25 protein-coding genes are annotated in these 24,427 nt (G+C 71.2%); 13 read left to right on the forward strand and 12 right to left on the reverse strand.

The window, feature by feature from the left end; all coding sequences use genetic code 11:
- Positions 1-14: 14 nt before the first annotated feature.
- From BLS95_RS11925 to BLS95_RS55575, 4 genes are all read left to right on the forward strand, one after another.
- On the forward strand, positions 15-299 hold the full coding sequence (locus tag BLS95_RS11925) for a phosphopantetheine-binding protein (protein ID WP_090930959.1): 285 nt from the start codon (positions 15-17) through the stop codon (positions 297-299).
- A gap of 212 nt (positions 300-511) precedes the next feature.
- Positions 512-718, forward strand: a complete 207-nt coding sequence (locus tag BLS95_RS11930; protein ID WP_090930960.1) for a hypothetical protein — start codon at positions 512-514, stop codon at positions 716-718.
- Between the two features lie 44 nt (positions 719-762).
- Positions 763-960, forward strand: coding sequence for a hypothetical protein (locus BLS95_RS55570; RefSeq protein WP_176993139.1), 198 nt, complete (start codon positions 763-765; stop codon positions 958-960).
- Positions 921-1,187 (forward strand): alpha/beta hydrolase, encoded by a 267-nt coding sequence (locus BLS95_RS55575; RefSeq protein WP_176993140.1) that lies wholly within the window; start codon positions 921-923, stop codon positions 1,185-1,187. The genes BLS95_RS55570 and BLS95_RS55575 overlap by 40 nt, the downstream gene beginning before the upstream one ends.
- A 196-nt stretch (positions 1,188-1,383) precedes the next feature.
- On the opposite strand, the gene BLS95_RS11940 is transcribed toward BLS95_RS55575, so the two are convergent.
- The 3 genes from BLS95_RS11940 to BLS95_RS54040 are packed head-to-tail and all read right to left on the reverse strand — an operon-like array spanning position 1,384 to position 3,158.
- Complete coding sequence (locus BLS95_RS11940) at positions 1,384-2,109, reverse strand: alpha/beta fold hydrolase (protein WP_090930962.1); 726 nt, start codon at positions 2,107-2,109, stop codon at positions 1,384-1,386.
- Between the two features lie 29 nt (positions 2,110-2,138).
- Positions 2,139-2,891: a 4'-phosphopantetheinyl transferase family protein gene (locus tag BLS95_RS11945; protein WP_090930963.1), complete on the reverse strand. Its 753-nt coding sequence runs from the start codon at positions 2,889-2,891 to the stop codon at positions 2,139-2,141.
- Positions 2,892-2,912: 21 nt separating this feature from the next.
- On the reverse strand, positions 2,913-3,158 hold the full coding sequence (locus tag BLS95_RS54040) for a hypothetical protein (protein WP_143043672.1): 246 nt from the start codon (positions 3,156-3,158) through the stop codon (positions 2,913-2,915).
- Between the two features lie 286 nt (positions 3,159-3,444).
- Between BLS95_RS54040 and BLS95_RS11950 the strand changes: the two genes are divergently transcribed.
- The 5 genes from BLS95_RS11950 (at position 3,445) to BLS95_RS11970 (ending at position 8,549) form a co-directional block, all read left to right on the forward strand.
- On the forward strand, positions 3,445-5,514 hold the full coding sequence (locus BLS95_RS11950; protein WP_090930964.1) for a tetratricopeptide repeat protein: 2,070 nt from the start codon (positions 3,445-3,447) through the stop codon (positions 5,512-5,514).
- Between the two features lie 219 nt (positions 5,515-5,733).
- Positions 5,734-6,837, forward strand: coding sequence for a dermokine domain-containing protein (locus BLS95_RS55580; protein ID WP_176993141.1), 1,104 nt, complete (start codon positions 5,734-5,736; stop codon positions 6,835-6,837).
- Positions 6,837-7,094, forward strand: coding sequence for a hypothetical protein (locus tag BLS95_RS11960; protein WP_090930965.1), 258 nt, complete (start codon positions 6,837-6,839; stop codon positions 7,092-7,094). The genes BLS95_RS55580 and BLS95_RS11960 overlap by 1 nt, the downstream gene beginning before the upstream one ends.
- Positions 7,095-7,147: 53 nt before the next feature.
- A complete protein-coding gene (locus BLS95_RS11965) occupies positions 7,148-8,101 on the forward strand; it encodes a TIGR03557 family F420-dependent LLM class oxidoreductase (RefSeq protein WP_090930966.1) in 954 nt (317 codons plus the stop codon).
- Between the two features lie 142 nt (positions 8,102-8,243).
- Positions 8,244-8,549 carry a hypothetical protein gene (locus tag BLS95_RS11970; protein ID WP_143043673.1) on the forward strand — a complete coding sequence of 102 codons (306 nt, stop codon included), beginning with the start codon at positions 8,244-8,246 and terminating at the stop codon, positions 8,547-8,549.
- Positions 8,550-8,597: 48 nt separating this feature from the next.
- On the opposite strand, the gene BLS95_RS11975 is transcribed toward BLS95_RS11970, so the two are convergent.
- The 6 genes from BLS95_RS11975 to BLS95_RS12000 form a co-directional block, all read right to left on the reverse strand.
- A complete protein-coding gene (locus BLS95_RS11975; RefSeq protein ID WP_218135703.1) occupies positions 8,598-9,089 on the reverse strand; it encodes an SRPBCC family protein in 492 nt (163 codons plus the stop codon).
- A 1-nt stretch (position 9,090) separates the two neighbouring features.
- Positions 9,091-9,900 (reverse strand): ArsR/SmtB family transcription factor, encoded by an 810-nt coding sequence (locus tag BLS95_RS11980; protein WP_090930968.1) that lies wholly within the window; start codon positions 9,898-9,900, stop codon positions 9,091-9,093.
- Between the two features lie 193 nt (positions 9,901-10,093).
- Complete coding sequence (locus BLS95_RS11985; RefSeq protein WP_090931053.1) at positions 10,094-10,507, reverse strand: cupin domain-containing protein; 414 nt, start codon at positions 10,505-10,507, stop codon at positions 10,094-10,096.
- A 41-nt stretch (positions 10,508-10,548) separates the two neighbouring features.
- A complete protein-coding gene (locus tag BLS95_RS11990; protein WP_245764992.1) occupies positions 10,549-11,988 on the reverse strand; it encodes an MFS transporter in 1,440 nt (479 codons plus the stop codon).
- Between the two features lie 23 nt (positions 11,989-12,011).
- Positions 12,012-13,967, reverse strand: a complete 1,956-nt coding sequence (locus BLS95_RS11995; protein ID WP_090930970.1) for a multicopper oxidase family protein — start codon at positions 13,965-13,967, stop codon at positions 12,012-12,014.
- Positions 13,964-14,380 carry a DUF6220 domain-containing protein gene (locus tag BLS95_RS12000; RefSeq protein ID WP_090930971.1) on the reverse strand — a complete coding sequence of 139 codons (417 nt, stop codon included), beginning with the start codon at positions 14,378-14,380 and terminating at the stop codon, positions 13,964-13,966. The genes BLS95_RS11995 and BLS95_RS12000 overlap by 4 nt, the downstream gene beginning before the upstream one ends.
- Before the next feature lie 164 nt (positions 14,381-14,544).
- Here BLS95_RS12000 and BLS95_RS12005 point away from each other — a divergent pair, with 164 nt between their 5' ends.
- From BLS95_RS12005 to BLS95_RS12015, 3 genes are all read left to right on the forward strand, one after another.
- The gene (locus BLS95_RS12005) at positions 14,545-15,882 is read left to right on the forward strand and encodes a sensor histidine kinase (protein ID WP_090930972.1); all 1,338 of its coding nucleotides are present in this window, start codon (positions 14,545-14,547) and stop codon (positions 15,880-15,882) included.
- Positions 15,879-16,556: a response regulator transcription factor gene (locus tag BLS95_RS12010; protein ID WP_090930973.1), complete on the forward strand. Its 678-nt coding sequence runs from the start codon at positions 15,879-15,881 to the stop codon at positions 16,554-16,556. The genes BLS95_RS12005 and BLS95_RS12010 overlap by 4 nt, the downstream gene beginning before the upstream one ends.
- A gap of 107 nt (positions 16,557-16,663) precedes the next feature.
- On the forward strand, positions 16,664-17,335 hold the full coding sequence (locus BLS95_RS12015; RefSeq protein WP_090930974.1) for an SRPBCC family protein: 672 nt from the start codon (positions 16,664-16,666) through the stop codon (positions 17,333-17,335).
- On the opposite strand, the gene BLS95_RS12020 is transcribed toward BLS95_RS12015, so the two are convergent.
- The 3 genes from BLS95_RS12020 to BLS95_RS12030 form a co-directional block, all read right to left on the reverse strand.
- Positions 17,329-18,528 (reverse strand): cytochrome P450 family protein, encoded by a 1,200-nt coding sequence (locus BLS95_RS12020; protein WP_090930975.1) that lies wholly within the window; start codon positions 18,526-18,528, stop codon positions 17,329-17,331. The two genes, BLS95_RS12015 and BLS95_RS12020, sit on opposite strands and share 7 nt — an antisense overlap.
- Positions 18,529-18,693: 165 nt before the next feature.
- Positions 18,694-21,663 carry a discoidin domain-containing protein gene (locus BLS95_RS12025; protein ID WP_090930976.1) on the reverse strand — a complete coding sequence of 990 codons (2,970 nt, stop codon included), beginning with the start codon at positions 21,661-21,663 and terminating at the stop codon, positions 18,694-18,696.
- Between the two features lie 87 nt (positions 21,664-21,750).
- Positions 21,751-22,962 (reverse strand): ROK family transcriptional regulator, encoded by a 1,212-nt coding sequence (locus BLS95_RS12030; RefSeq protein ID WP_090930977.1) that lies wholly within the window; start codon positions 22,960-22,962, stop codon positions 21,751-21,753.
- Positions 22,963-23,081: 119 nt separating this feature from the next.
- Between BLS95_RS12030 and BLS95_RS12035 the strand changes: the two genes are divergently transcribed.
- Entirely contained in the window at positions 23,082-24,374 is a 1,293-nt protein-coding gene (locus tag BLS95_RS12035) for an extracellular solute-binding protein (protein WP_090930978.1), read from the forward strand.
- Positions 24,375-24,427: the final 53 nt, after the last annotated feature.

Consider the following 24,427-nt stretch of genomic DNA (forward strand, 5'->3'; position numbering starts at 1 on the left):
TAGGAGCGTTTCGGATGACGGTTAACCACCCGAGCGAGCCGAGTCTCTCCGCCGTCGAGCAGCAGGTCGAGGAGATTTGGCGTTACGTGCTCCGCATGCCGCAGGACCAGGAGGACGCCACGTTCTTCGAACTGCAGGGCCAGTCGGTGTCGGCCATTCGCATCGCGTCGCGGATCGAGGACGAGCTGGGAATCAGGATCGACGCCGGCAGCCTCTTCGAGAACCCGTCGATGAAGGAATTCATCTGGTCCGTGACCGAGCAGGTCAAGAGTTCGGCGCAGGCGGGCGGCGAGCGCTAGCCCGATTTCCACCCGTCAGGTCGTCATCCTGGCGGCGGCGTCCTGCCGGCTCGCAAGCCACCCAGCACCTGCACCTTCACCGCGCCGGCCAGGGGCTGGTGCGGACGGTTATGGCGGGGTTATCCGCGTGGTCGCATGATCGTGGGCAGCCACCAGGCCCGTTCGATCGTGCACCCACGAAGGCGGCCACTCCCGGACGGACGATCACCTGGGTGCCGTGTGCTGAGGACACGACCGCCGAATGCGGCACGCTGAACGTGCCCATCGACTGGGACATTCCCGGCGGCGCCACCGTCGAGATGGCGGTAGCCCGGCGCAAGGCCACAGACCCGGCCGCACGGGTCGGCTCCCTGGTCGTCAACCCCGGCGGTCCGGGCGGCTCCGGTGTCGACTTCGTGGTGCACGGCAGCAGTTACTAACGGGCCTTCCGGATGCGCGCATCGGGGCCTACGAGCTGGTGGACATGGCGTTCGCCGGACTGTACAACCCCAACTGGGCGGAGCTCGCCCAGATGCTGGTGGCCATCGACACCGGCGGCCCGTCCCCGGCGCCGAGCGCCGCGAAGGACGAGGAGGTGAGGGTCGGCACGCCGGTGTTCCCCACCCGCAGCACCGGCTGCGGGTGGACGCCACCCCGCCCATCCTGCCGACCTCCTCGCTGATCGACCCCGCCACCGGCCACCTGTGGACGCTCAGCACGGCCGAGCAGATCGGCGACGAGGCTCGCGTGCTCACGTTCGAGGGCTCGGGACACGGCGTGTACGGCCGGAGCGCGTGCACCATCGGCACGATCGACCGCTACCTGATCTCGCAGTCGCTCCCGGCCAAGGGGGTCCGCTGCCCGGAGGTGCGGCCGCCGAGCACGCCCCGAAGAGGAGGCACCGGCTGAGCCCCGCCGGGTCGTCGACCACGACGCACTCGCCCGTGGCGTTGACGCACACCTGGCCGGCCTACCTGCCCGACGTGGCTTGACGAGCCTCCAGCCAGTGGCCGGCAGCCGCCGTCCCGTCCGATGGGTCCGGCCCTCCGCCGTCGTGCGTGCGGAGGGCCGTTGTGCGTCGCGGGGGGTCATCGTACGTGCTGCCCTAGCCACGCTGGCCCGCGATGTCGTCCAGCAAGGAGACGAGCTCCCTGGGGGCCGACACCATGGGCCAGTGGCCGGTGTCCAGCGAGTGGAACGTCCAGGCCGCCTGGTCCCGCATGGCCTGGACGTCCGGGGAGAGCAGGCCGCCGAAGTGCTCCAGCTGGCACACCACGTACGAGGCGCACAGCTGGTCGAGCGGCCGGCTCATCGTGACCGGCTCGCTGATCGTCCGCCCGGGATGGCCCACGCACCGCTCGACGAGCCGCCGCGCCTGCGTGAGCGTCAGATCCTGCCCGTCCGCCATCACCTCGGCGTCCGGCACCGGCCAGCGGCCCCGGTGCAGGGTGATCAGTTCGAGCTCGCTCGTGTGCTGCGAACGGGGGAAGGCGTGCAACATGGACTGGCCGTCGTGAGGCAGGAACCCCTCGACGAACACCGTACGGACCACCCGGTCGGGCACGCGGTCGGCCACCTGGGCGGCGACCAGCCCGCCATAGCTGTGACCGACCAGGATGGCGTCACGCAGGTCCAGCTTCTCCAGCACCGACAGCACGTCGTCCACATGGGTCTCGGGCCCGATGTCCGAGACGTCCGTGAGCGGGTCGTCAAGCCCCGACAACGTGATCGGGTAGGCCTCGTGACCGAGGGCGCGCAGCCCCCGGGTCACGTGCTCCCACACCCAGGCCCCCATCCACGGGCCCGGCACCAGGACGAATGAGCTACTCATGTCAGTGACCTCCTTCTCACTACATCACGTCACGCGGCCTGGCGCTCGAGGGTGGGGGTAAGGAACCGGTCTTCGTACCTCTGGGTGACGGTGGTGGGCTCGGGACTGAGCAGGGCGACGACGGCCCGGTAGCCGGGGCCCGCGTCGAGCACCTGCAGGCCGACGGTGCTCGGCGGTATGCCGAGCGGCCAGGCGAGCAGGGCGGGTGGCATGTCAGGGTGACTGACGTGCACCTGGTCGGGGGGAATGCGCAGTCCGTGGCCCGTGGCCTTGAGCGCCGCCTCCTTGCACACCCACATGCGGGTGAAGGCGGCGTGCTGGTGGTGCGGGGGCATCCAGCCCAGCACCGCCCGTTCGCCGGGTGACAGGGCGCTCCCGGCCAGCTCCCTGATCGGCACGTCGGGGATCTGCTCCACATCGACTCCGACGGGGGCGACGGACGTCAGCGCCACCGCGATGCGCTCCGCGGAGTGTGACACGGAGACGTGCAAATCCTCCTTTCCGCCGGAGCGGATGCGCGGCTTGCCGTGCGGTTTGCCGCAGTCGGGGCAGCTACGGTCGACCGGCACGTCCTCGGGCTCGGTACCGAGCTGGGCCGCCGCCTTGGTGCGCAGCAGCCAGCAGGCGGTCAGGAAACGCCGCCGGTCCTCCTCGTGGAGGTACCGCTCGGCCCTGGCCCGCTCGTGCTCGTTCAGCACTTCGGCCAGCGTCTCCTCAGAACGGTTGCGCGGATCCGCCCACCACACCCTGCACTCGTTGGCGCCCAGCACCAGTTCCGGCATGATCTCTCCTCCTTACTCCTGTCATGGAAGGGGGCGGCAGGCCACCAGGACCCATTCGTCGTTCTCCGGGCCGGCGAACAGCTTTCGTACTTCGTCGCCGACGCGTTCGGATTCGTCGGTGTGCACATGCACGACGATGTCTCCGCCGGCCTGCCGCAAATATGTTTGCCAGTGCCTGGGCAAGGCCGCGAGCACTCGGATTCCGTCGATCGGGGAATTCGGAATTCCCGTTCCATCGTTCCTGCGTACGGTCAGTTCAAGCACCATGGGCCGGCCGCCTTCCACGGCCGGGGACAATGAATGGCCGGGGATAATGAAAGGGCGGCTCTCCTGCTCTTTTGTCAATGTTCTCCAGTGGGTCGGGACTGGCTTTCTCGGCACATTCCCACTGTGCGGTCGGGGGTGCCGGGAAACCAGGCGGAAGCGCGGCAGCATGTTGCACGCGGGCTGACCGCATGAGGACAGGCCGGCCGCAAGAGGGCACGGGACCGGTAGCCGGGACCGCCCGGTGTGCGTTTTCCTCGAATCAAGGGACGAACCAGGAGGAGGCGCGTTGAAGGTCCACCAGGCAAGAGACCCGCTGGCGCTGGGCGTCCACCCCGGCGTCCTGGCCGAGTCCGGCGGGGTGCCCAGTTATGTGCCGCGTGACGTGGACCCGCAGGTGTGCCGGCACCTGTTGGCGGGCGGATTCGTGCTCCTTGCCGGCGATCCGGCCGCGGGCAAGACACGTACGGCCTACGAGGGGATGCGCGCCGCGCTCCCCGGCCACGACCTGTTCGCGCCGGAGCCCGACCTGGGCAAGGACGCCATGGCGGCACTGGTCGATCGCATGGTCGAGCTGCCGGCGGCGGTGTTGTGGCTGGACGACCTGGACCGTTTCCTGCTGTCGGGCACGGTCACGTCCGCCCAGCTGGTCCGCCTCCTGGATGGTCCCGGTCACCTGGCCGTCATCGCGACGATCCGCCAGGTGGCGGAGGAGCGCCTGATCGAGAGCGCGCAGGGCAGGGACGACGTGCGGGGGCTGGCCGGGCACGCCGCTCATGTGCTCACCGAGGCCCAGCGGATCCCGCTGCCCCGCCTGTTCAGCGCGGCCGAGCTGGAGCGGGCCGTACACGTGCCCGACGGGCGGGTCGCCGACGCGCTGAAGGAGAGCGGTACTTACGGCATCGCCGAGTTCCTCTCGGCGGGCCCCGAGCTGCGTGAGGAGTACGAGCACGGCAGGCTGAGCGGTCACCCGCGCGGCGTGGCCCTCGTGAGCGCCGCGCTCGACTGCCGCCGCGCCGGCTACCTGTCGCCGCTGCCCATGGACCTGCTCGAAGACCTGCACGACGTCCAGGGCGCCCAGCCGGAGTCGCTGGAGGAGGCCTGGTCGTGGGCGACGTTGCCCAGGTCCACCGCCGCGATGCTGCGGCCGGTCCCCGCCGGCGGCGCCGTCGAGGTGTCCGAATACCTGGCCGACCTGCACCGGCCGCCCCAGGACGCACCCGTGCCCGACCGGGCGATCGCCACGATGCTGGAGTACGCCGCCATGAACGACGCGCTGGCCCTCGCCGACCGGCTCCGCGCCCAGGGACGCCACGAGTCGGCCGCGCACGCCTACCGGCACGCCATCGTGCTGGCCAGTGCCGAACACGGCGACACCCACCAGGACACGCTCGCCATCCGTGACGCCCTGGCCGGCACGCTGCGCACCCTCGGGCGGCTGGCCGAGGCCGAGGCCGAGCGGCGCGAGCTGCTCGACATCCGCCGCCGGCAGCTCGGCGAAACCCACCCGCACACGCTGGCCAGCCGGAACAACCTGGCCCTGGTGCTGCGCGAGCTGGGCAGGCTGGAGGAGGCGGAGGCCGAGCACCGTACGGTGCTGGAGTTCTGCAAGCTGACGCTCGGCGACGACCACCCCGACACGCTGACCAGCCGCGACAACCTGGCCTCCGTCGTGGGGGAGCGCGGCAGGCTGGAGGAGGCGCAGGCCGAGCACCGTGCCGTGCTGGAGGCGCGCCGGGTGCTGCTCGGCGACACACACCCGCACACGCTGGCCACCCGCAACAACCTGGCCCTGGTGCTGCGCGCGCTCGGCCATCTCACCTACGCCGAGGCCGAGTACCGGGCCGTGCTGCAGGCCCGCCGCCGGCTTTTCGGCGAGGAGCACCCCGACACGCTGGCCAGCCGCAACAACCTGGCGCGAACCCACAGCGAGCTGGGCTGGCAGGCGGGGGCCGAGGCCGAGCACCGGTCGGTGCTGGAGACGCGCCGCCGGGTCCTGGGCGAGGAGCACCCGGACACGCTGGCGAGCTGGGGCAACCTCGCCCAGCTCCTCGGTGACATGGGACGGCTGGAGGAGGCCCAGGTGGAGCACCGCGCGGTACTCCAGGTCCGCCGCCGGGTCCTGGGCGACGAGCACCCGCACACCCTGATCAACCAGAGCAATCTGGCCCTGGTGCTGCACGGCCTGGGCCGGCTGGAGGAGGCCGAGGCCAAGCACCGGGCGGTGCTGGAGGCACGGCGCCGGATCCTCGGTGACGAGCACCCGAGCACCTCGGCCAGCCGGGGCAACCTGGCGCTGACGCTACGCGCGCTCGGAAACCTGGACGAGGCCGAGAGCCTGGAACTGTACGCCCCGTGACCCCCGGCTGAGCGGTCCCCATCGCGTGGTCGGCCGGACGACCGTCAGGGCCGCGCCTGCCCGGGTCGCGGGCGGGCGCCCGGTACGTGGGTTCGCGCCTGCGAAGGGTCGCCGCGTGACCGCGACGCGAAATCCTGCCGGATACCTCCGTTTTATGGGCGTTTTGTACGGTTTCGATATCCTGAGAGGAGAGATCTCGACGGAAACCGAGGGAGTCTCATGGAGGACCGTGCAACGCGGCATCACCGGCGATACCGCTTCCGGAACTCGCGCACGCAGGTGGACCGGACCCCTGGAGCCGGTGTGGAGCAGCGGCGGCGGGACGAACTGGCGGGCGGCCCCCGGCCGCTGAGTGGCGAGCCGGACGTCTTCCTCGACGTCCCCGTCGTCAAGGTGGACGAGATCCATCTGGAGGTGAACGACCTGCGCGCCCGGGTGTCGCTGAACGCCGAGGTCCTCGACCTGTTGCGACTCGGCGTAGGGGCCGACGTGGACCTGGGGCACGTGGCGCTGGACATCAAGGGCGTCGAGGCGCAGGCCACGCTCAAGGTGCGACTGGAGAACGTCGCCCGGATCCTGGACAGGGTGCTGCAGACCATCGACGACAACCCGCAGATTCTCGAGCATCTGACGCGCGGCCTGGAATCGACCCTGCGAGACGTCGGCCGCGGCACCGGCCGGGCGGTCGGCGAGATCGGCCGCGGAGCCGGGGGCGCCGTGGAAGAGGTGGGCGCGGGCGCCAGGGGCACGTTGCGGGACCTCGGCAGGGGCGCCGGCAGAGCCGTCGAGGGCGTCGGCCGCGGCGCCGGCAGAGCTGTCGAAGGGGTCGGCCGTGGTGCCGGAGGCGCTCTTCAGGAGGTCGGCCAGGGGACCGGTGAGGCGGTCGGTGAGGTCGGCCGGGGTGCCGGTGAGGTGGTCGGTGAGGTCGGTCGGGGTGCCGGTGAGGTGGTCGGTGAGGTCGGTCGGGATGTCGGTGAGGTCGGTCGGGATGCCGGTGAAGCAGTCGATCAGGTCGGCCGGATGGTCGGCGATGAGGTCGGCCGGGTGGCCGACGAATTGGCCGACCGGGACGGCGAACCCGCACGGGATCGCGAGCCGAGGCGGGTCAGGCGTCCCGAGGGGGACGGGCGTACTGACAGGGACGGACGTGCCGACAGCGCCAGGCGTGCTGACAGTGCGAGGCGTGCTGAAGAGGGCAGGCGTGCCGAAGGGGGCAGGCGGGTCGAAGGAGAGGGCCGGCCCGTCCGGCGTCGCTCCGAGGAGGAGGACCCGCGCGAGCGGCCGAGGCGCCCGCATCCGGTTCGGCGACGGGAGGCGCCCTGATGAGCACCGGCCACGGCAGGCCGTCACCTCGCGAACCGGCGGACATCGAGCTCACCGCCGCGGTGTCGGCGGACGAACTGCGCTTCGAGGATGAGCCGCGGACGCACGTCGGCTTCACCGGCTGCCCCGATCACGAGTCGAGCTCCGGCAGCGACCGTACCAACCTGCCCGATGCCGTCAGGAAGCACGTGACCTACCAGGAGGTCGAGGTCAACTACGCCCTGGTGGCCACGATCTCCGTACCCGCCGACGAGTAGGCTCCCGGCCCCGTACGGAGGTTTCTCCCGATCGCGACGGGCAGGTGAGTGCGATGACGACATTCGGCTATTTCCTCTCCTGCGAGGAGCACGGCCCGAAAGAGCTGGTACGGCAGGCGAAGGCCGCCGAACGCGCGGGATTCGAGGCCCTGTGGATCTCCGATCACTTCCACCCGTGGCTGGACGAGCAGGGCGAGTCGCCGTTCGTCTGGTCGGTGATCGGCGCCCTGGCGGAGGCCACGTCGTTGCCGATCGCCACAGCGGTCACCTGCCCCCTGTTCAGGACGCACCCGGTGGTGATCGCCCATGCCACGGCCACCACGGCGGCGCTCACCGGCGGGCGGTTCCGGCTCGGCGTGGGCACCGGGGAGGCGCTGAACGAGCATGTGGTCGACCCGCGCTGGCCCCCGCTGAGCGAGCGGCTGGAGATGCTGGAGGAGGCCGTCGACATCATGCGGAAGATGTTCACCGGCAAGCTGGTCACCCATCATGGCCGCCACTACCGGGTGGACACCGCCAGGCTCTACACGTTGCCGGAGGAACCCGCCCCCATCCTGATGTCCGGGCTCGGCAGGAAGTCCACCGAACTGGCCGGGCGGATCGCCGACGGATACGTCTCCGTGATGCCGAACGCCGACTCCGTCCGTTCGTTCCGTGAGGCGGGCGGCGCGGGCAAGCCCGCGCTTGGCGGGCTCAAGGCCTGCTACGCCACCGACGAGGCGGCGGCCCGCAAGACGGTGCACCGGTTGTGGCCCACGCAGGGCATCAAGGGCGAGGCCTCGCAGATCCTGCCGCTGCCCCGGCACTTCGAGCAGCTCGCCGAGTCGGTGACCGAGGAGCAGGCCGTCAACGGCAGCCCCGTCGGCCCCGACCCCGAGGTCCACGTCCAGGCGATCCGGCAGTACGTGGACGCCGGGTACGACGAGGTCTACGTCAACCAGATCGGCGGCGAGCAGGACGCGTTCTTCGACTTCTACGCGCGCGACGTCCTGCCCCGCCTGCGCTGAGGCGAGTCCGCCGAGCTTCAGGAGCAGGCACAGACTGGGCAACGACCCGGAATGCGCCACCCGCACGGCATCGTGGGGCGCGCCGTGCCGACTACTGTGCGTACATCCTGGTGGATCATGCGAGTGGTACGGAGGAGACGCGTTGACGGCACATGCGCGGGTCGTTGCGGTCGTGTCGTATCTCGGGCTGATCGTCGCGGCCGTGCTGATGGGAACGTCACCGGCCGAGGCCGACTCCGCCCAAGCCGTCATGCGCTCCGGGGCACCGAAGGGCCAGGGCAACAACTGGAACAGTGGCAATTTCCGGAACTGGGGCCGCGCTGTGAACAGCGGAAACTTCATCTTCACGGACGCCTCGGTGTCCAGCGCCAACACCTTCGGCGGCGGGAACTTCGCCAACGGGCCACAGACCGTCACCGAGGGCAAGAGCGTCAGGGTCGCAAAGTGACGCCTGGCGAGACCACCCCGCCATTTCCGATCAGCCGGCAGGCGGGCCTCACGCCGTCACACCCTCCGGGTGGGCGTCGCCGACGAGCCCGAGGGCGAGATCGTGCTCAAGGAAGGCCTTGAGCGAGCTGACCAGGAACGTGAAGCCGCCGGTGGAGTCGATGGCGTACTGGACGACCTCGTCGCCGCTGCCGGTGAACCCGGTCTCGGTGATCTGGACGTAGGTGGTGTCACCCGGCGCCGGGACGAAACGGAACTCCACCGTGGTCCGGCTCTCGGGGGTGTAGCCGCTCCAGGTGAACCGTACGCGGCTGTTCTCCTCCACCTCCTCGACGGAGATGTGGCTGGAAACCCCGTACATCTCCCATTCCCAGAGCAGCTCGGCGCCCGGGGTCATCTTGCCGCTGCTCTTGGTGTACCAGATCCTGGTGGTGATGTCCGGGTCCACGATCGCCCGGAACACCTCGGCCGGTTTCCGGCGGATGAGCATTCCGACCTTGACTGCGGGAATCGTGGAGATTTCGAGCTTGCCGGCGGACACGTCACTTGTCCTCTCGCGTTTCCTCGACGAGCGGCTCGCCCGTCTCCAGCATGGTCTTCAGGTTCGCCAGGATGTGCGGCCAGCCCTCGCTGACCGCCCCGAGCACGGCGCTGTCCTGCTCGAAGCCGTCATGGGTCACGGTCAGCTTGACCACATCGCCGTCCCGTTCGATGTCGAACGTCACCTTCGACCTGGGCTCGTCGGCGATGCGGGCCCGGTATTCCTCGCTCAGGCCGTACGTCTCGGCCCACTCGCGGGTGAAGGTGTGCCAGGTGTAGGAGAGCCGGCGACAGGGCTCGGATTCGAGCACCACCTGGGCGGGATCCTTGATCTCGGCCCCGCTCTCCTTGAGCCTCAGGGTGATCTCCGAGCCCGGCCGCCAGTCCGTCTCGAAGGCCACCCCCCAATACCGCATCGTGAAAGCCGGATCCGTCAGCGCCTGCCACAGCAGTTCCGGTGTCGTCTTGATGTAGGTCGTGTACACGAATCCCCGGTCTGACATGGGGGTCCCCTCCAGAGCTCGTTTCAGGTCCGCCAAGGCGCGGACTCGGTCTTGGTCGTAGCGGCTGATCCAGCGCTCGGCGATCTCGTTGATGGGCACGGCGTTCAGGAAGTGGAGCTTCTCCCGCCCCCGCCGCACGGTCGTGACCAGGTTGGCCGCCTCAAGGATGGCCAGGTGCTTGGTCACCGACTGCCGCGCCATGCCCAGGCCGGCGCACAGCTCGCGAAGGGTCTGTCCGTTGCGCTCGTTGAGCCGGTCCAGCAGTAGCCGGCGACTGGGATCTCCCAGCGCCCGAAAGACGTCGTCCATGTCCTCTCGTTCTTCATGCAGCCTTTTGGCTGCCTTTGACGATATGCACCCAAACGGCTGCCTGTCAACGCGATGATCTGAGGCAAGCCGGTCATGAGCATCGGACGTGGACGTCCGGGCCACCCGCGCGTGAGGCCGCTGCGACCCGGACCGGGGGCTCCCATGCCGTTCCTGGGCCCTGGGGCACTTTGCCTCAGGCCGGTGGCGGGCCGGATTCGAGGGGTTCGGCCCGCTTCTCCAGCCGGCTGCCCCTCGGCAGGGTGACGACCATGATGGTGCTGGGGATGTCCAGCTCGATGCGGTGCCAGCGCCCGCGCGGAACGATGGCGGCCGTTCCGGCGATCAGCCTGATCTCCTCCTCCGCCTGCCCCGGCCGCTCGGGACGGAGGTAGAGGCGGATCTTCCCGATGAGGCAGGACACGATCTCCTCGGACTCGGGATGGACCTCCCAGTGGTCGGCGTGGACGTCGGCGGCGGTCTTGGCATGGAAGGCCGTCAGCTGCCAGCCGTCCTGGCCGGAGTCCAGCGGCCTTCTCCAGGCGTCGACCTTGCCGCCCTGGTGAAGGTGGATGTAGGACGCGAAGAGCTCGATCGGGGTGACGGTCACGCCGGGCATCCTTCCTGCGATGATCTTTCGACGGGTGCTGGTCAGCCCCGGGCGACGAGCGAGGGGCGGTCGCCGGCCTGCTCCGCCCGTGCCGGCCCGCCGGCCCGGCGCAGGACGGCGAGGGCGACGAGGGCGGCGGCGACCAGGAGCACCGCACCGAGGACCAGGCCGAACGCGTAACCGTCGCTGAGGGTCTCCGGCGTGGTGATCCGGCCGGTGCGTTCGTGGGCCGCGGTGCCGAGGACGGCCAGCCCGAGCGAGGCGCCGATCTGGCGTGCGCTGTTGAGCAGGCCCGAGGCCATGCCGCTCTCGTGCGGCGCGACGCCGGCGGTCGCGGTGTTGACGAGCGGCCCGAGGCAGAGCCCGAAGCCGATGCCGGCGACGATCGAGGGCCCCAGGACGTGAGTGATGAAGGCGCCGTCCGCACTGATCAGGCCGAACCAGGCGAACCCGGCCGCCGCCAGCAGCCCGCCGGCGACCAGCAGGGTCCGCGGCGCCAGCCGGTAGCCGAGTCTGACGGCGAGCACGGAGCCGGCGACCACGCCGAGCGCGAAGGGCACGAACTCCACCCCGGTCAGGGCCGGGCCGGTCCCGAGCACCTGCTGGAGATAGAGGGACATGAAGTAGAAGGACGACGCCATGGCGGCGCCGAGCAGCAGGTTGTAGAGATTCGCGCCGGACACCGAGCGGTTGGCCAGCAGGCCGAGCCGGATCAGCGGGTCGCGGGAGGTGGTCCGCTCGACGTGGACGAACGCGGCCAGCAACGCGACGGCGCCCGCCACCGTCGCCAGGGTGACCGGCGAGGCCCACCCGTACTGGTCGGTACGGACGACGCCGAACACGAGCAGGGCCATGCCCGCCGTGGCCAGCACGGCACCCAGCACGTCCGGGCGTCCGCCGCGAGCGGGCGGTGGGCCGGCGGCGACCCCCAGGGCCAGGACCAGCGCGGCGGCGGCCATCGGCACGCTGGCGAACATCACCCAGCGCCAGCTCGCGTACTCGGTGAGCACCCCGCCGATCAGGACGCCGAGGGCGCCACCGGCGGCGTTCATCGCGCTCCACACGCCGAAGGCCCGGATGCGGGCCCGGCCGGCGGGGAAGGCCGCGGTCAGCAGCGCCAGCGCGGCCGGAGCCAGCGCGGCGGCCCCGATGCCCTGCGCGGCGCGGGCGGCGATCAGCTGGCCGGGCTCCTGGGCGAAGCCGCCGAGGAGGGAGGCCAGGCCGAACAGGGCCAGTCCGGGCAGCAGGACGCGCCGGTGGCCGTACCGGTCGGCGACCTTGCCGCCCAGCAGGAGCAGCCCGCCGAAGGTGAGCGCGTAGGCGTGGATCACCCAGGTCAGGCCCACGGGGCTGAAGCCGAGACCGGCGGCGATCTGCGGGAGACCGACGTTCACCACCGACAGGTCCACCGACACCATGAACTGCACGACCGATACAGCGGCAAGGGTGAGCCCTGGCCGCGCACCCATCGTCCTCGTCACCGCGATTCCTTCCTTTCCTGCTGTCAGTGGGCGTGACTCGGCCCGGCCGAGTGCGAGCCGCCGAAGGGCGTGGTCACGCCGTCGTAGCGGAGCCGCAGCATCATTCCCTGATGGGCGTGCGGCAGGTTGTGGCAGTGGTTCATCCAGACGCCCGGATTAGAGGCCCGGAACGCGACCTCCCACACCTCTCCTGGACGGACGTCGAAGGTGTCGACCCAGAGCGGGCTGCCCGAGGCGGGCTTCCCGTCCCTGGACAGGACCAGCACCGGATGGCCGTGCAGGTGCCAGGGGTGGGTCTCGAGGCTCCGGTTGACCACGGTGAACCGGACGAGGTCGCCCTCGGCCACGAGCTGGTCGGGGATCGACGGGTGCCCGCGGCCGTTGACGGTCTGCGCGAACGCCGGCGCCCCGTCGACCATGGCCAGCCCGCGGTCGAGCACCAGGGTGAAGTGCCGGTCGGCGGCGTCGGCGCGCAGCGGGGGCGGGGCCGGGGTTCCGTACGCGAGCAGGTCGAGCTCGGGCCAGCCCGTGGTGTCCGGAGCGGACGCTTCGCTGTCGGGGGCGCCGGCCCCGGGCCGCAGCCGGACCGTGGCGGCGTGGTCGTCGACTGCCAGCGCCACGGACGTGCTCGGCATGGCGAACACCAGGTCGTAGCGCCCGCCCGCGGGCAGGCGCAGCGCGTGCCGGCTGATCTCGCCGGGCCGGTCGAGGTCGCGGCCGTCGACGGCGGCCACCCGGAACGACGTGCCCGCCAGCGCGAACCGGTGCGGCTCGGAGTCGGTGTTGATCAGCCGCAGCCGTACCGGGGTGCCGGCCGGTGCGAGGTGCTCGGCGCCGCCCGAGATCGTGACCGTGCCGTCGAAGGTGTGCACGGGCAGGGTCAGGTCCAGGTGGCCGGGGTCCTGTTCGCCCCGGGGGTGCACGACGAGGACACCGTAGAGGCCCCGGCGTACGGCGAGGTGGGAGGTCTGGTGGGTGTGATACCAGTACGTGCCCGCCTGGTCGGCGCGGAAGCGGTAGACGAACTCGCCGCCGGGCGCCACGACGTCCTGGGTGACGCCGGGCGCGCCGTCCTCGCCGCACGGCACGTCGTAACCGTGCCAGTGCAGGGTCACCCCCTCGTCGATGTCGTGGTTGACCAGCCTGACCTCGATGAGATCGCCCTGCGTGGCCGTGATCCGCGGGCCGGGCACGGTGCCGTCGAAGGTCCACGCGTCGATGTCGCGCCCGGACTCCAGGCGTACGGTGGCCTTCCTGGCGGTCAGGACGTGCGCCCGCCGGACGCCGCCCGGCCCCGGTGCGGCGGCGCCCCGCAGTTCGGTCACCGGTACGGCGGCGCGCGAGGCCGGACCGTGACCGCCCCCGTGGGTCACCGTCGCGCCGGGCCGCACCGACAGACCGGCCCCCGTACCGGCGGCACCGACCACGACCACGCCACCGGCGACACCGAGGAAACGGCGCCGCGAAACCCCCGCGCGCTCCGGACCGCTCTCCCGTTCCCCGGCTTGGTCCGGCCGAGGAAGCGCTCGCACGGTCAGCAGCGCGCCCGCCGGCACCGCCGCGACCGTGATCAGCGCGGTGCCGAGGGTCAGGGGATAGCCGATGAGGAAGGTCAGTACGAAACTCGCCAGCGCGGCATAGGCGGCGGTGAGCAGCGCGACGACGCCGGCGACGTCGATGCCCGCCGGCTGCGCGGCCCGCGCGCGCAGCCGGGGACCGGCGACGACGGCGGCGGCCAGCGCGGCCACCACGAGCATCGGCAGGCCGAGCAGCACCTTCTCCTGGACGAACCACCAGCCCCGACCGGCCAGCACCGCCACCGACACCGCCCTGGCCAGCGTCACCAGCAGCGCCGCGACCAGGAGGGCCAGCGCGGGCCCCGCGCGCCGCAGCGCCATGGTGACGCCCGCCGCGAACCACGCGACGACGCACAGCAGCGCGACGGCCAGGTCCAGGATGGTCAGGGTGGCGGTGGTCATGACGCCACATGGGTGGGTTCGGCCGCCTTCTGGGAGACCTGCCGTGCCTGTCGCATGATCATTTCGATCACGCCCATGATGAGCAGCCCGTTGACCGCGTGCAGGCCGAAGACGAACGGGCCGACGGCCGAGGCGTCGCCGAACGACGCGGCCACCTGCCGGATCAGCGCCTGGACCAGCACCAGCCCGACGAGCAGGCCCGCCGTCCCGATGAGCCGTCCCGGCATCCGGGCCACGGCGGCGACGAGCGTGACCACGACCGCGAGGGCGAGGATCGAGTATCCGAGCACCCGATGCGGCTGGAAGGCCTCCTCGGTGGGCGCGGGATCGAACGCGCCCACGGCGGCCAGGTAGAACTGTACGACGACGGCGCCCAGCAGCAGACCCGCCAGGCCGATGATGACTTTGCTCATGCCGGTCAGCGTCGCGCCGACCGGGGCTGCTCCGCTTCGGACGGCGGGTGACGCCGTCTACGTGAATGGGCGTAGCGGAAGGGCGCCGGGCTACGCCGGTCGTCGTAGGCGGGCGCGCGTCCGGGCGACAGCGTGAGCTTTCGCTGATCCCGTACGATCGCGGCATGGATCTGCGAGCGGTGCCGGGACAACTGTCCGCCTGGTTATCACGCCGGCCGGCCTGGTTCTCGGACGTGCTGCTGGCGGTGTTCGTCACGGTGATTCAGGTGCAGAGCGTCGCGGACTACGCGGCCGTTCTCCCCGAGCCGGCCGCCAGGCCGGTCACGGACTTCGGGAGCGCGGGCTACGTCCTGCTGGTCGTGAGCGGCGTGGCCGTCGTCGCCCGCCGCCGGTGGCCTGTCACGGTGCTCGCGATCACGGCGGTGGCGAGCCTGGTCTATTTCGCTCTCGACTACCCGCAACGGCTCTCCTGCCTGGCGCTCTTCATCGCCATGTACACCGTCGCCGCCTACGGTGACGGGCGCCGCTCGCTGCTCGTCGCCGGCATGGGCACCACGGTGCTCTCCATCGGGTGGATGATCCCGGCGATGGACGTCGAGCCGAGCGTGGGCCTCGGGTGGGTGTTCCTGCGGATCGGCGCGACGGCGATCAGCGCGACGCTCGGCGAGTCCGTCCGCTCCCGCCGGGTCATCGCGGCCGACGCGCTGGAGCGGGCCGAACTGGCGGAACGTTCCCGCGAGGAGGAGGCCAGGGCACGGGTCGGCGCCGAACGGCTGCGGATCGCCCGCGAGGTCCACGACACCGTCGCGCATGCCATCGCCATCATCAACGTGCAGTCCGGTGTCACCGCGCACGTGCTCGACAAGCGACCGGAGCAGGCGCGCGAGGCACTGCGTACCATCGAGCAGACCAGCTCGCGGGCACTGCGCGAGATGCGCGCCATCCTCGGCGTCCTGCGCGACGGCGACGAGCGCGAACCCTACCCCGGGCTCGACCAGATCCACGAGCTCACAGGAAAGGCCCGCGACGCCGGGCTCGACATCGCCATCGAGCAGGCGTCGCCGGTGACGCCGCTGCCGAGCGCCGTGGGCAGCGCCGCCTACCGCATCGTGCAGGAGTCGATCACCAATGTCATCCGGCACGTCGGCCCGACCCGGGTGACGGTGGTGCTCGAACCGGGCGACGACGCCCTGCGGATCCGGGTGATCGACGAGGGCCGCCGCGCCCCTTCGCCCGCTCCCGCCGACCGCGCCCCTTCGCCCGCTCCCGCAGGCCGTGCCCCTTCGCCCGCTCCCGCGGGCCGCGCCCTCTCGCCTGCTCTCGCAGGCGGTGCCTTCTTGTCCGCTCCCGCAGGCGGCTCCCCGACGAGCGGCCGCGGGATAGCCGGCATGCGCGAACGCTGCCAGCTGCTCGGCGGCGAGCTCGACGCGAAGACCCGTCCCGGTGGCGGGTTCGAGGTCACCGCCCGCCTGCCGCTCGTCCCGCTCGGGTCGCACCTGTGAGCCCCGAGCCGCCGATCAAGGTGGTCCTCGCCGACGACGAACGTCTGGTCCGGTCCGGCTTCAAGGTCCTGCTCGACCTGGAGGACGACATCGCGGTGGTCGGCGAGGCCACCAACGGTGCGGAAGCCGTCGAACTGGCCCGGGCCACCCGCCCCGACGTCGTCCTCATGGACATCCGCATGCCCCGGCTGGACGGGATCCGCGCCACCCGCCAGATCGCCGAGACCGCCGGGCTGGAGCAGGTCAAGGTTCTCATCCTCACCACCTACGACACCGACGAGAACGTCTTCGAGGCCCTGCAGGCGGGCGCGAGCGGGTTCCTGCTCAAGGACGCCGGCCCCGCCGAGCTGCTGCACGCCATCCGGGTGATCGCCGCCGGTGACGCGCTGCTCGCGCCCCGGATCACCCGCCGCCTCATCAGCCAGTTCACCGCGCAGCGCAGGGCCGCCAGGTCCGGCCAGGACCGGCTCGCGGTGCTGACCGAGCGCGAGCGCGAAGTGCTCGCCCTGGTGGGGCAGGGGATGAGCAACGAGGAGATCGGTGCCGCGCTGTTCCTCAGCCCGGCCACGGCACGCACGCATGTCAGCCGCACGATGGGGAAACTGCGCGCGCGCGACCGCGCGCAACTGGTCGTGATCGCCTACCAGACCGGGCTGAGCGACGTCACGCCGTAGCGGGGACCGGCACGCCTCCGGCGGGGATTGTCCGATAACCGGGCGTCCTGAGCGGCCCGGCTACGGCAGGGCGTTAGTCCGGCCGGCATGCGGGCAGCGGCAAGGTCATGAGTACGATCGACTACTCCCTGGATGTCCGTGTCCCGATCAGTGTCGCCTACAACCAGTGGACGCAGTTCGAGACGTTCCCCGAATTCATGGAAGGGGTGGAATCAGTCAGGCAGCTCACCGACACCCGCGCCGCCTGGCTGGCCGAGATCGCCGGAGTCAAGCGCGAGTTCGAGACCGAGATCACCGACCAGCACCCCGACGAGCGCGTCGCCTGGCGCACGCTCGACAAGCCGCGCCACGCCGGAGCCGTCACCTTCCACCCCCTCGACGACGGCACCACCCGGGTCACGCTCCAGATGGAGTACGACCCCGAGGGATTCGTCGAGACCGCGGGCGATTGGCTGCAACTGGTCCGCATGCGCGTGGAGGGCGACATGCGGCGCTTCAAGGAGTTCATCGAGTCGCGCGGCGGCGAGACCGGCGCCTGGCGCGGTGACGTCCCCCGCCAGGACGCGCCCGGCACCCACGCCCAGCCCGGTCCGCGTCCGACCGGCACCACCGCCCAGCCCCACACCCGTCCGCCCGGCGGCGACACACCGCCTCTACCGGGCACCGGTTACCCGCAATCGCCCGCGCCCGGCGGCGAGGCTCCGCCCGTGCCGGGCACCGGCTACCCGCAACGCCGCGCGCCCGGTGCCCAGCCGCGGCCGGGGACGTTCGGTCAGTAGGTCACGGGCAGGCTGACCAGGCCGCGGGCGCGGATGGTCGGCCGCCAGGCCAGCTCCTCGCGGGGGACGCCGAGCGCGAGGCCCGGCAGGCGCCGCAGCAGCGTGCCCAGGGCGACCCCCGCTTCGAGCCGGGCCAGGGGCGCGCCGAGGCAGTGGTGGATGCCGTGCCCGAACGCGAGATGGGCGACCTCCGCGCGGCTCAGGTCGAGGCGGTGCGGGTCGGCGAAGCGGCGCGGGTCGCGGCCGGCCGAGGCGAGGGAGAGCAGCACCGTCTCGCCCGCCGGAATGGCCGTCCCGCCGATCTCCACGTCCTCCACCGGGAAACGGCGGATGGCCAGCGCGGCGGGCCCGTCGAAGCGGACCAGCTCCTCGACCGCGGCGGGCAGGCGGCTCGGGTCCGCGCGCAGCGCCCGCAACTGTTCCGGGTGCTCCAGCAGGGCGAGCGTGGCGTTGCCGATGAGGTGCACGGTGTTCTCGTATCCGGCGAAGAGGATGAGGAACACCAGCGAGGTCAGCTCGTCCTCGCTCAGCCGGTCGCCGCCGTCACGCGCGGCGATCAGGCCGGAGATCAGGTCGTCCGCCGGATGGGCGCGCTTGCGGGCGATGAGCCGGCCGACGAAGCGCACCATCTCGCCGATCGCCTGCTTCATGCCCTCCGGCCGCGCGGGGTCGGGGGTGATGAGGGCGTCGCTCCAGGCCCGGAAGTCGGCCCGGTCGCCCGGGGGAATGCCGAGCAGCTCGCAGATGACGCTGATCGGCAGGGGAGCGGCGTAGGAGGAGATCAGGTCGGCTCGCCCCAGCGGCTCGATGGCGTCGAGCAACTCGTCGGCGATCCGCTGCACAGGACCCCGTAACTCCTCCGTCCGCCGGGCGGTGAACGCCTTGGTGACCAGGCGGCGCAGCCGGGTGTGGTCGGGCGGGTCCATGTTGAGCAGGTTCGCGTCCAGCGCCGGGGGGAGGGCGAACCCGCGGTAGTTCCCGGCGCCGGAGTTCCGCTTGTCCAGCGACAACCGCGGGTCGGCCAGCAGCCGGCGGACGTCGTCGTGCCGGGTGACCAGCCAGGCGGGCGAGCCGTCGGGACCCGGGATCCGATGTACGGGTCCGGCGCCCCGCAGCCGGTCGTAGGCGGCGTGCGGATCGGTGAGGAGCAGGGCCGGGTCGAGGGGAGGGCCGTCGGAAGCCGCGGATCGCATGGGCAGAAACCCTACCCCGACGGGCGAAACAGCGACTACGAGCCACCGACCGGCAGGACGTGACCTTCCGCGTCACCCCGTGACCTGGAAGCGCGGGCGGCCGCCCGGCGGGAGCGGTCGTGCTCCCACCGGGCGGCCGCCGGTTCGCTCTTGCGCGCGGCGGGGTTACCCGGCCAGGGAGATGCGGTCGAGGTCGGGGGCGGAGTCGTCGTCGTTGCCGATGACGATCGTGTTGCCGCCCGCGTTCAGGGAGACGGTCACCGCCTGCGTGTACACGGTGCTGTTGCCCACGCCGCTGACCGGCACCTCGATCGGGGTCCCGCCGTTGACGGTGACGAAGTACGACCGGTCGCCGTTGACGGTGAAGTCGATGTACAGCTGGTAGTCGCCGGCCCGGTCCACCACGACGTCGTCGAAGCGGACGGACGCGTCGGCGGAGCCGCCGATGTTGCGCACCTTCTGGTCACCGGAGCAGGCCGAGCAGCTCGTGACACCGGCGCTGCCGAGGTCGTTCAGCGAGCTCTCCGCCTCCCGCATGAAGACGCGGTCCGCGGGACGGACCTGGACGGGCACCGCCTTCGACACGCTGTGCGGCAGGCCGACCGTCCGGAAGTCCGCCTTGACCGGCACCTGCACGGGACCCTGCTGGCCGCCGGCCGGTCCCGTGACCGTCCAGGTGCCCTCGATCGACTGGCCGAGCCGCAGGTTGGCGGCGGTCACCGGGGCGCCTTCGAGGGTCCAGCCCGCCGGCACCACGGGCGCCAGCCGGACGTCGTCGACCGTGTCCTCGTCCAGGCGGAGCTTGGCGGAGATCTCGACGGACTGCTGCCCGGGGCCGACCCAGACCACGCCGGCCGGGGCCACGGTCATCGTGGTCCTCGGCACGTACGACGCCGGCGGCATCGGCCCCACCACGATCCGGTCCAGGCCGGGGCCCTGCCCGTCGTCGCTGAACACCTTGATCGTGTTCGCTCCGGCGGCCAGCGGCACGGCGATCGACGCGTCCAGGGGAACGTCCACGCCGGTGGCGGCGACGCTCTCCTTGATCGGCGCGTCACCGTTGACGCTCACCGAGAAGGAGCCGGCCTCGGCCGCGGTGTAGTCCAGTTCGAGCTGGTACGTCCCCGCCGCGGCGGCCTGGACCCCACGGTAGGTGACGGCGTTGCCGCCGCCGCCCAGCCCGGTGATCTGCTTGCCACCGGAACAGGCGTCGCAAACGGTGACCCGGGCCTTGCCGTCGCGGTCGTTGGCCCCGGCCTCCGCCTCCAGCGGCATGCCGTCGGCGTCGCGGACCGGGTAGTCCGTCGCCACCCGGATCTCGTCGATCCTGAGCTGCTTGTAGAACGGCTTGGCCTGGGCGCCGCTCCAGGTGTCCAGCACTTCGAGCTTCAGGTAGCGCGCGTCCTGCTTGCCGAGGTCGATGAACTGCACGCCGCGGGCGCTGCGCATCGCAGCCGTACGCACGGGTTCGCCCCAGTTCCGGCCGTCGTTGCTGGCGTGGACCCGGTAGTTCATGATCCGGGCGGAGTCCTCGGCCCGCCCGAACGACTCGCGGGCGTGGGTGGGCGACCACTCACGCTGGTTGACCGCGAGGTAGGCCACCTTGCGGCGCTTGCCGAGGTCCAGCGTCACCGACACCGGCTGGTCGCCGTCGCTGTCCCAGTAGGTGGTGTAGTCGCCGTCCACGACGTTCGAGGCGGGGAAGCCCTCCTTCGCGGCCGAGGCCGTGGCCCGCATCGCGGAGGACGGGAGGAAGTGCTGCTGCCCGGAGGTGCGGACCTGGAAGACGGTGTCGTAGGTGTCCCAGTTGGTCACGCCGAGGATGGACAGGTAGCCGCCGGACTGGGTGAACCTCAGGGGCGCGCCGGTCCGGACGTCGGTGACCTGCGTCACCCGGTAGCCGTTGTCCCGCAGCCGGACCAGGTCCTGGCTCTTGGGCCTGGTCAGCACGTGCACGTACTGGGTCCTGGCCGCGTCGGCGACGGTGATGACGCCGTGGGCGCCGTCGTTCCAGAAGCCCGGCTGCATGCCGCCGTACATGTAGCCGCCGCCCTCGGTGCCCGAGATGGAGGACCAGATCGGCGGCAGCCAGGTGTCCATGAAGTCGTTGAACTTCTCCTGGCTCGGCGGGAACCTGCCGTTCACCATCGCGGTCTCGGCCATCAGCGACTTGATCGACGAGCCGGCGTTGGCGATGTACCGGCCGACGTTCAGGGGGACGTCGACCGCGTTGTCCTTGCCGTCGTACCACCACTGGCCGCTGGTCGGCAGCTTGTAGTCGGCCTCGGTGAGGCGCGGCATCGGCGTGTAGGTGGCCGCCGGGTAGTCGTAGGCCGGGGTCATGCCGGTCTTCTGCTCGTTGCTGACCGTGTCCATGATCGGCGTGTCCTCGTTGTTGTTGCTCAACAACCAGGTCGGCCGCTGCTCACGGATCTGCTCGTACAGGTGGTTGCGCTCCCAGTACGCGTTGTCGTTGTCGATCCAGAAGCCGGACAGGTCGGGATAGTTGTCCATGACCTCGTGGAACAGGTCGTAGCTGTACATGCCGAAGCCGTCGCGGGTGGTGAGGTTCACCTGCCGGCCCTTGTAGGCGGAGTAGGCGGCGGAGTCGAGGGTCTCGACGCCGGCCTCGTTGTGCCACTGCGGGTCGTCGGTCATGTAGAGCAGGACGTGCACGCCCTTGGCCTTGCCGGCGTTGATGAGCTCGCCGAGGAAGTCACGCTTCGTCGAGCAGCTGCCGGGGATCTCCGACGGCCAGGGCCGGGCGTAGCCGAGCCGGCTGTGGAACGTCGTGAGCACGACGTAGGAGGCGCGCAGCTTCCTCGCCTCGTCGATCCAGTAGTCGGGGGTCCAGCCGCCGTCGGTCACGTCGCGCTCCCAGGCGGCGCAGTCGGTGTGACGGGGAGCGGTGAACATGCCCCAGTGCAGGAACAGGCCGGCCGTGGACTCACGCATCCACTGCTGGCGCGGGTGCTCGACCTCGGCGCCGGCGGGCACCGCGCCGAACAGCGCCGCCACGAGGGAGAGGGCCAGGGCGAGGGCGATCCCGGCCAGGCGCCGGGATCGGGACGCCGCCCGGGGCGACCACCGGCGTCCGGGGCCGCTTCGGGCGGATGGGGGGAGGTTCATGACCATCGGCTTTCTCGTTGGAACGATCGGGCGAATAATGCAAACAGCATTGCCTAATCGGAATCCCGATGATCCACCGGCGGCGGCCGACGGTCAAGACCTCGGATCAATACCGGGTACTTCGAGCAACGAGTTCAGGACCGTGTCGAGGGCCAGCCGGGCGGCGCCGACGGCCACCGAGTCGGCGCCCATCGTGGAGATGACCACCTCGATCGGGAACAGGGTGAACTTGTCCAGCTCGCGGCGGAACGGCTCGGCGATGATCGCCCCGCCGCGTGACATGCCGCCGCCGAGCACGACGATCTCCGGGTCCACCGCCAGCGCGAGCACGGCGGCGCCGCGCGCGAGGACCTCGGCGAACTCGATCAGCACCGCGAGGCTCTCCGGGTCCTGCCGGGCCGCGGAGGCGATGACCAGCTCGCCCTCGCGCCCCGCCGCCGAGGCGCTGCCCGCCGCGAGCTCGGCGCCGCGGGCGTGCAGCCGGGCCACCGCGGACTCCCAGCCGAGCATGGGCAGGGTCCCGATCTCGCCGGCCGCGCCGTGCCTGCCCTGGTGCACCTGGCCGTTGAGCAGGACCCCGGCGCCGGCCCGGTGGCCCGCGAACATGTAGACGATGTCCCGGTGGTCCTGGGCGGCGCCCTTCCACTGCTCGGCCAGCGCGGCGAGCTTGACGTCGTTGGCCACCGCCACCGGCAGCCCGAGGCCGGCCTCCAGCGTGGCGGCGACGTCCACCTTGGTGAACCCGGGCAGGGAGTAGGGCGTCAGCCCCGATCCGGCCTGGCTGACGGCCACGTCGAACACGCCCTCCGGCGCCCGCAGCGTACCGGTCACGCCGCAGGCCGCGCCGGTGATCTCGGCGGGGTCGAGACCCGCGACGCGCCAGCACTCCCGCGCGGTCTCCACCGCGGCCCGCAGCCGTTCGGGCGCGTCCAGCTCCGGATCCAGCTCCCGCCGGTGGGAGGCGAGCGGGTTGCCGCGCAGGTCGGTCACCACGGCCAGCGTCTTGTGCGCGCCGATGTCGATCCCGCTGACGTAGCCGGACTCGGCGCGGAAGCGGAAATAGCGGGCCGGGCGCCCCGCCCCCCTCGCCTGCCGCGGCGGCGCGGTCTCCTCCACCCGGCCGTCATCGAGGAGTTCGGCGAGCAGATCCTCCGCGGTCGGCCGTGACACGCCGATGACCGCCCGCAGTTCCCGCAGGGTGAGGGCGGGGGACTTGATGAACGCGCCGAGGGCGGCGGCGATGTTCAGGCGTCGGAGCAACGACGAGTCTCCGAGCCGGGCGGCTGCTTCTCTGTCTTGACTCATCCGATCAGGGATCCTTATGCTCGCGGCGACAATAACGCTAACCTATCTGCATATTACAGTTCGCGATCAACGACGCTGGAACCCTGCCGCTCGGCGACAGCAGGACCGAAGGGACACTCATGGCAGCACGTTGGAGAGGGGCGGTCGCCGCTGCGACGCTCACGACACTGGCTCTCGCCGGTTGCGCCAGCGGTGGTACGAGCGCGCGATCCTCCTCCGGCGGCCCCGCCGAGATGACCATGCTCACGTTCGAGACCCCCAACCTGCCCGCCACGCTGTGGGACTCGGCGATCGCGCGGGTCTCCGCCAAGGTCCCCGGGATCAAGATCAAGAAATTGGTCACCCCGAACGTGGACCGCACCACCTACGCCAAGCAGCTGGCCAGCTCGGGCCAGCTCCCGGACATCATGATGGCGGTCAACCCGCAGGGATTCGCCGAAGGCGGCCAGCTCGCCGAGTTCACCCCTGACGAGCTGAAGGACTACGCCTACCCGACGTCCGGCGCGATCAACGGCAAGGTCTACCAGCTGCCCACCAATGCCCAGCCGCAGTCGCTCCTCTACTACAACAAGGACGACTTCGCCAAGGCCAAGATCAGCAAGGTGCCGGCCACCTGGGCCGAGTTCCTCGACGCCTGCGCCAAGCTGAAGGCCGCCGGCATCACCCCGATCGCGGTCGGCGGCGGCGGCCAGGACACCTTCGCCAGCGTCTACTCGTGGGTGGGCGTCCTCGGGACCGACGTCTTCATGCGGGACCCGGGCTTCGACAAGGAGATCAGGTCCGGCGCCAAGAACTTCACCGACCCCGCCTTCGTCAAGGCGACCGAGAAGATCGCGCAGCTGGCCAAGCTCGGCTACCTCGACAAGGAGGGCACCAGCCGGTCCTACGCCGACCACGAGAAGGCCTTCCGGGCCGGGTCGGCCGCGATGTACCCGATGGGTTCATGGTTCGCCACCTCGGCGGACAACGACAAGCCGCCGTTCGAGGTCGGCGTCTTCGCCTGGCCGAGCGACGACGGCAAGGCCGTGGTGCCCAACCTGACCGGCGGCGGCATCAGCGTCAGCGCCAAGGCCGAGAACGTCGGGCTGGCCAAGAAGTTCGCGCTGGAGTGGACCAAGGACAAGGAGACCTCCGACGCCTTCACCAAGGCCGACGGCACGTTCAACACGGTCGCAGGCTACAAGCCGCCGGCGGACATGGGCCCGCTCTTCAAGGAGACACTGGCCATCTACGAGAAGGCGGTCCAGGACGGCACGGTGACCCCGGCCTTCTCGATCGAGCAGGGTGACAACGGCCTGCCCGCCGAGTTCACCACCGCCATCAACCAGATCGCGGTCGAGCTCCTCAACGGCACCTCCGACGCCGCCACCGTGGCCAAGAAGCTCAACGACGAATACGCCGCTCTCCAGTAGGCGACCACCCGTGCGGGCGGACCACCCCGTCCGCCCGCACTCTCCCTTTTCAT

The sequence above is a fragment of the Nonomuraea jiangxiensis genome (genome assembly GCF_900099965.1).
Lineage (GTDB): Bacteria > Actinomycetota > Actinomycetes > Streptosporangiales > Streptosporangiaceae > Nonomuraea > Nonomuraea jiangxiensis.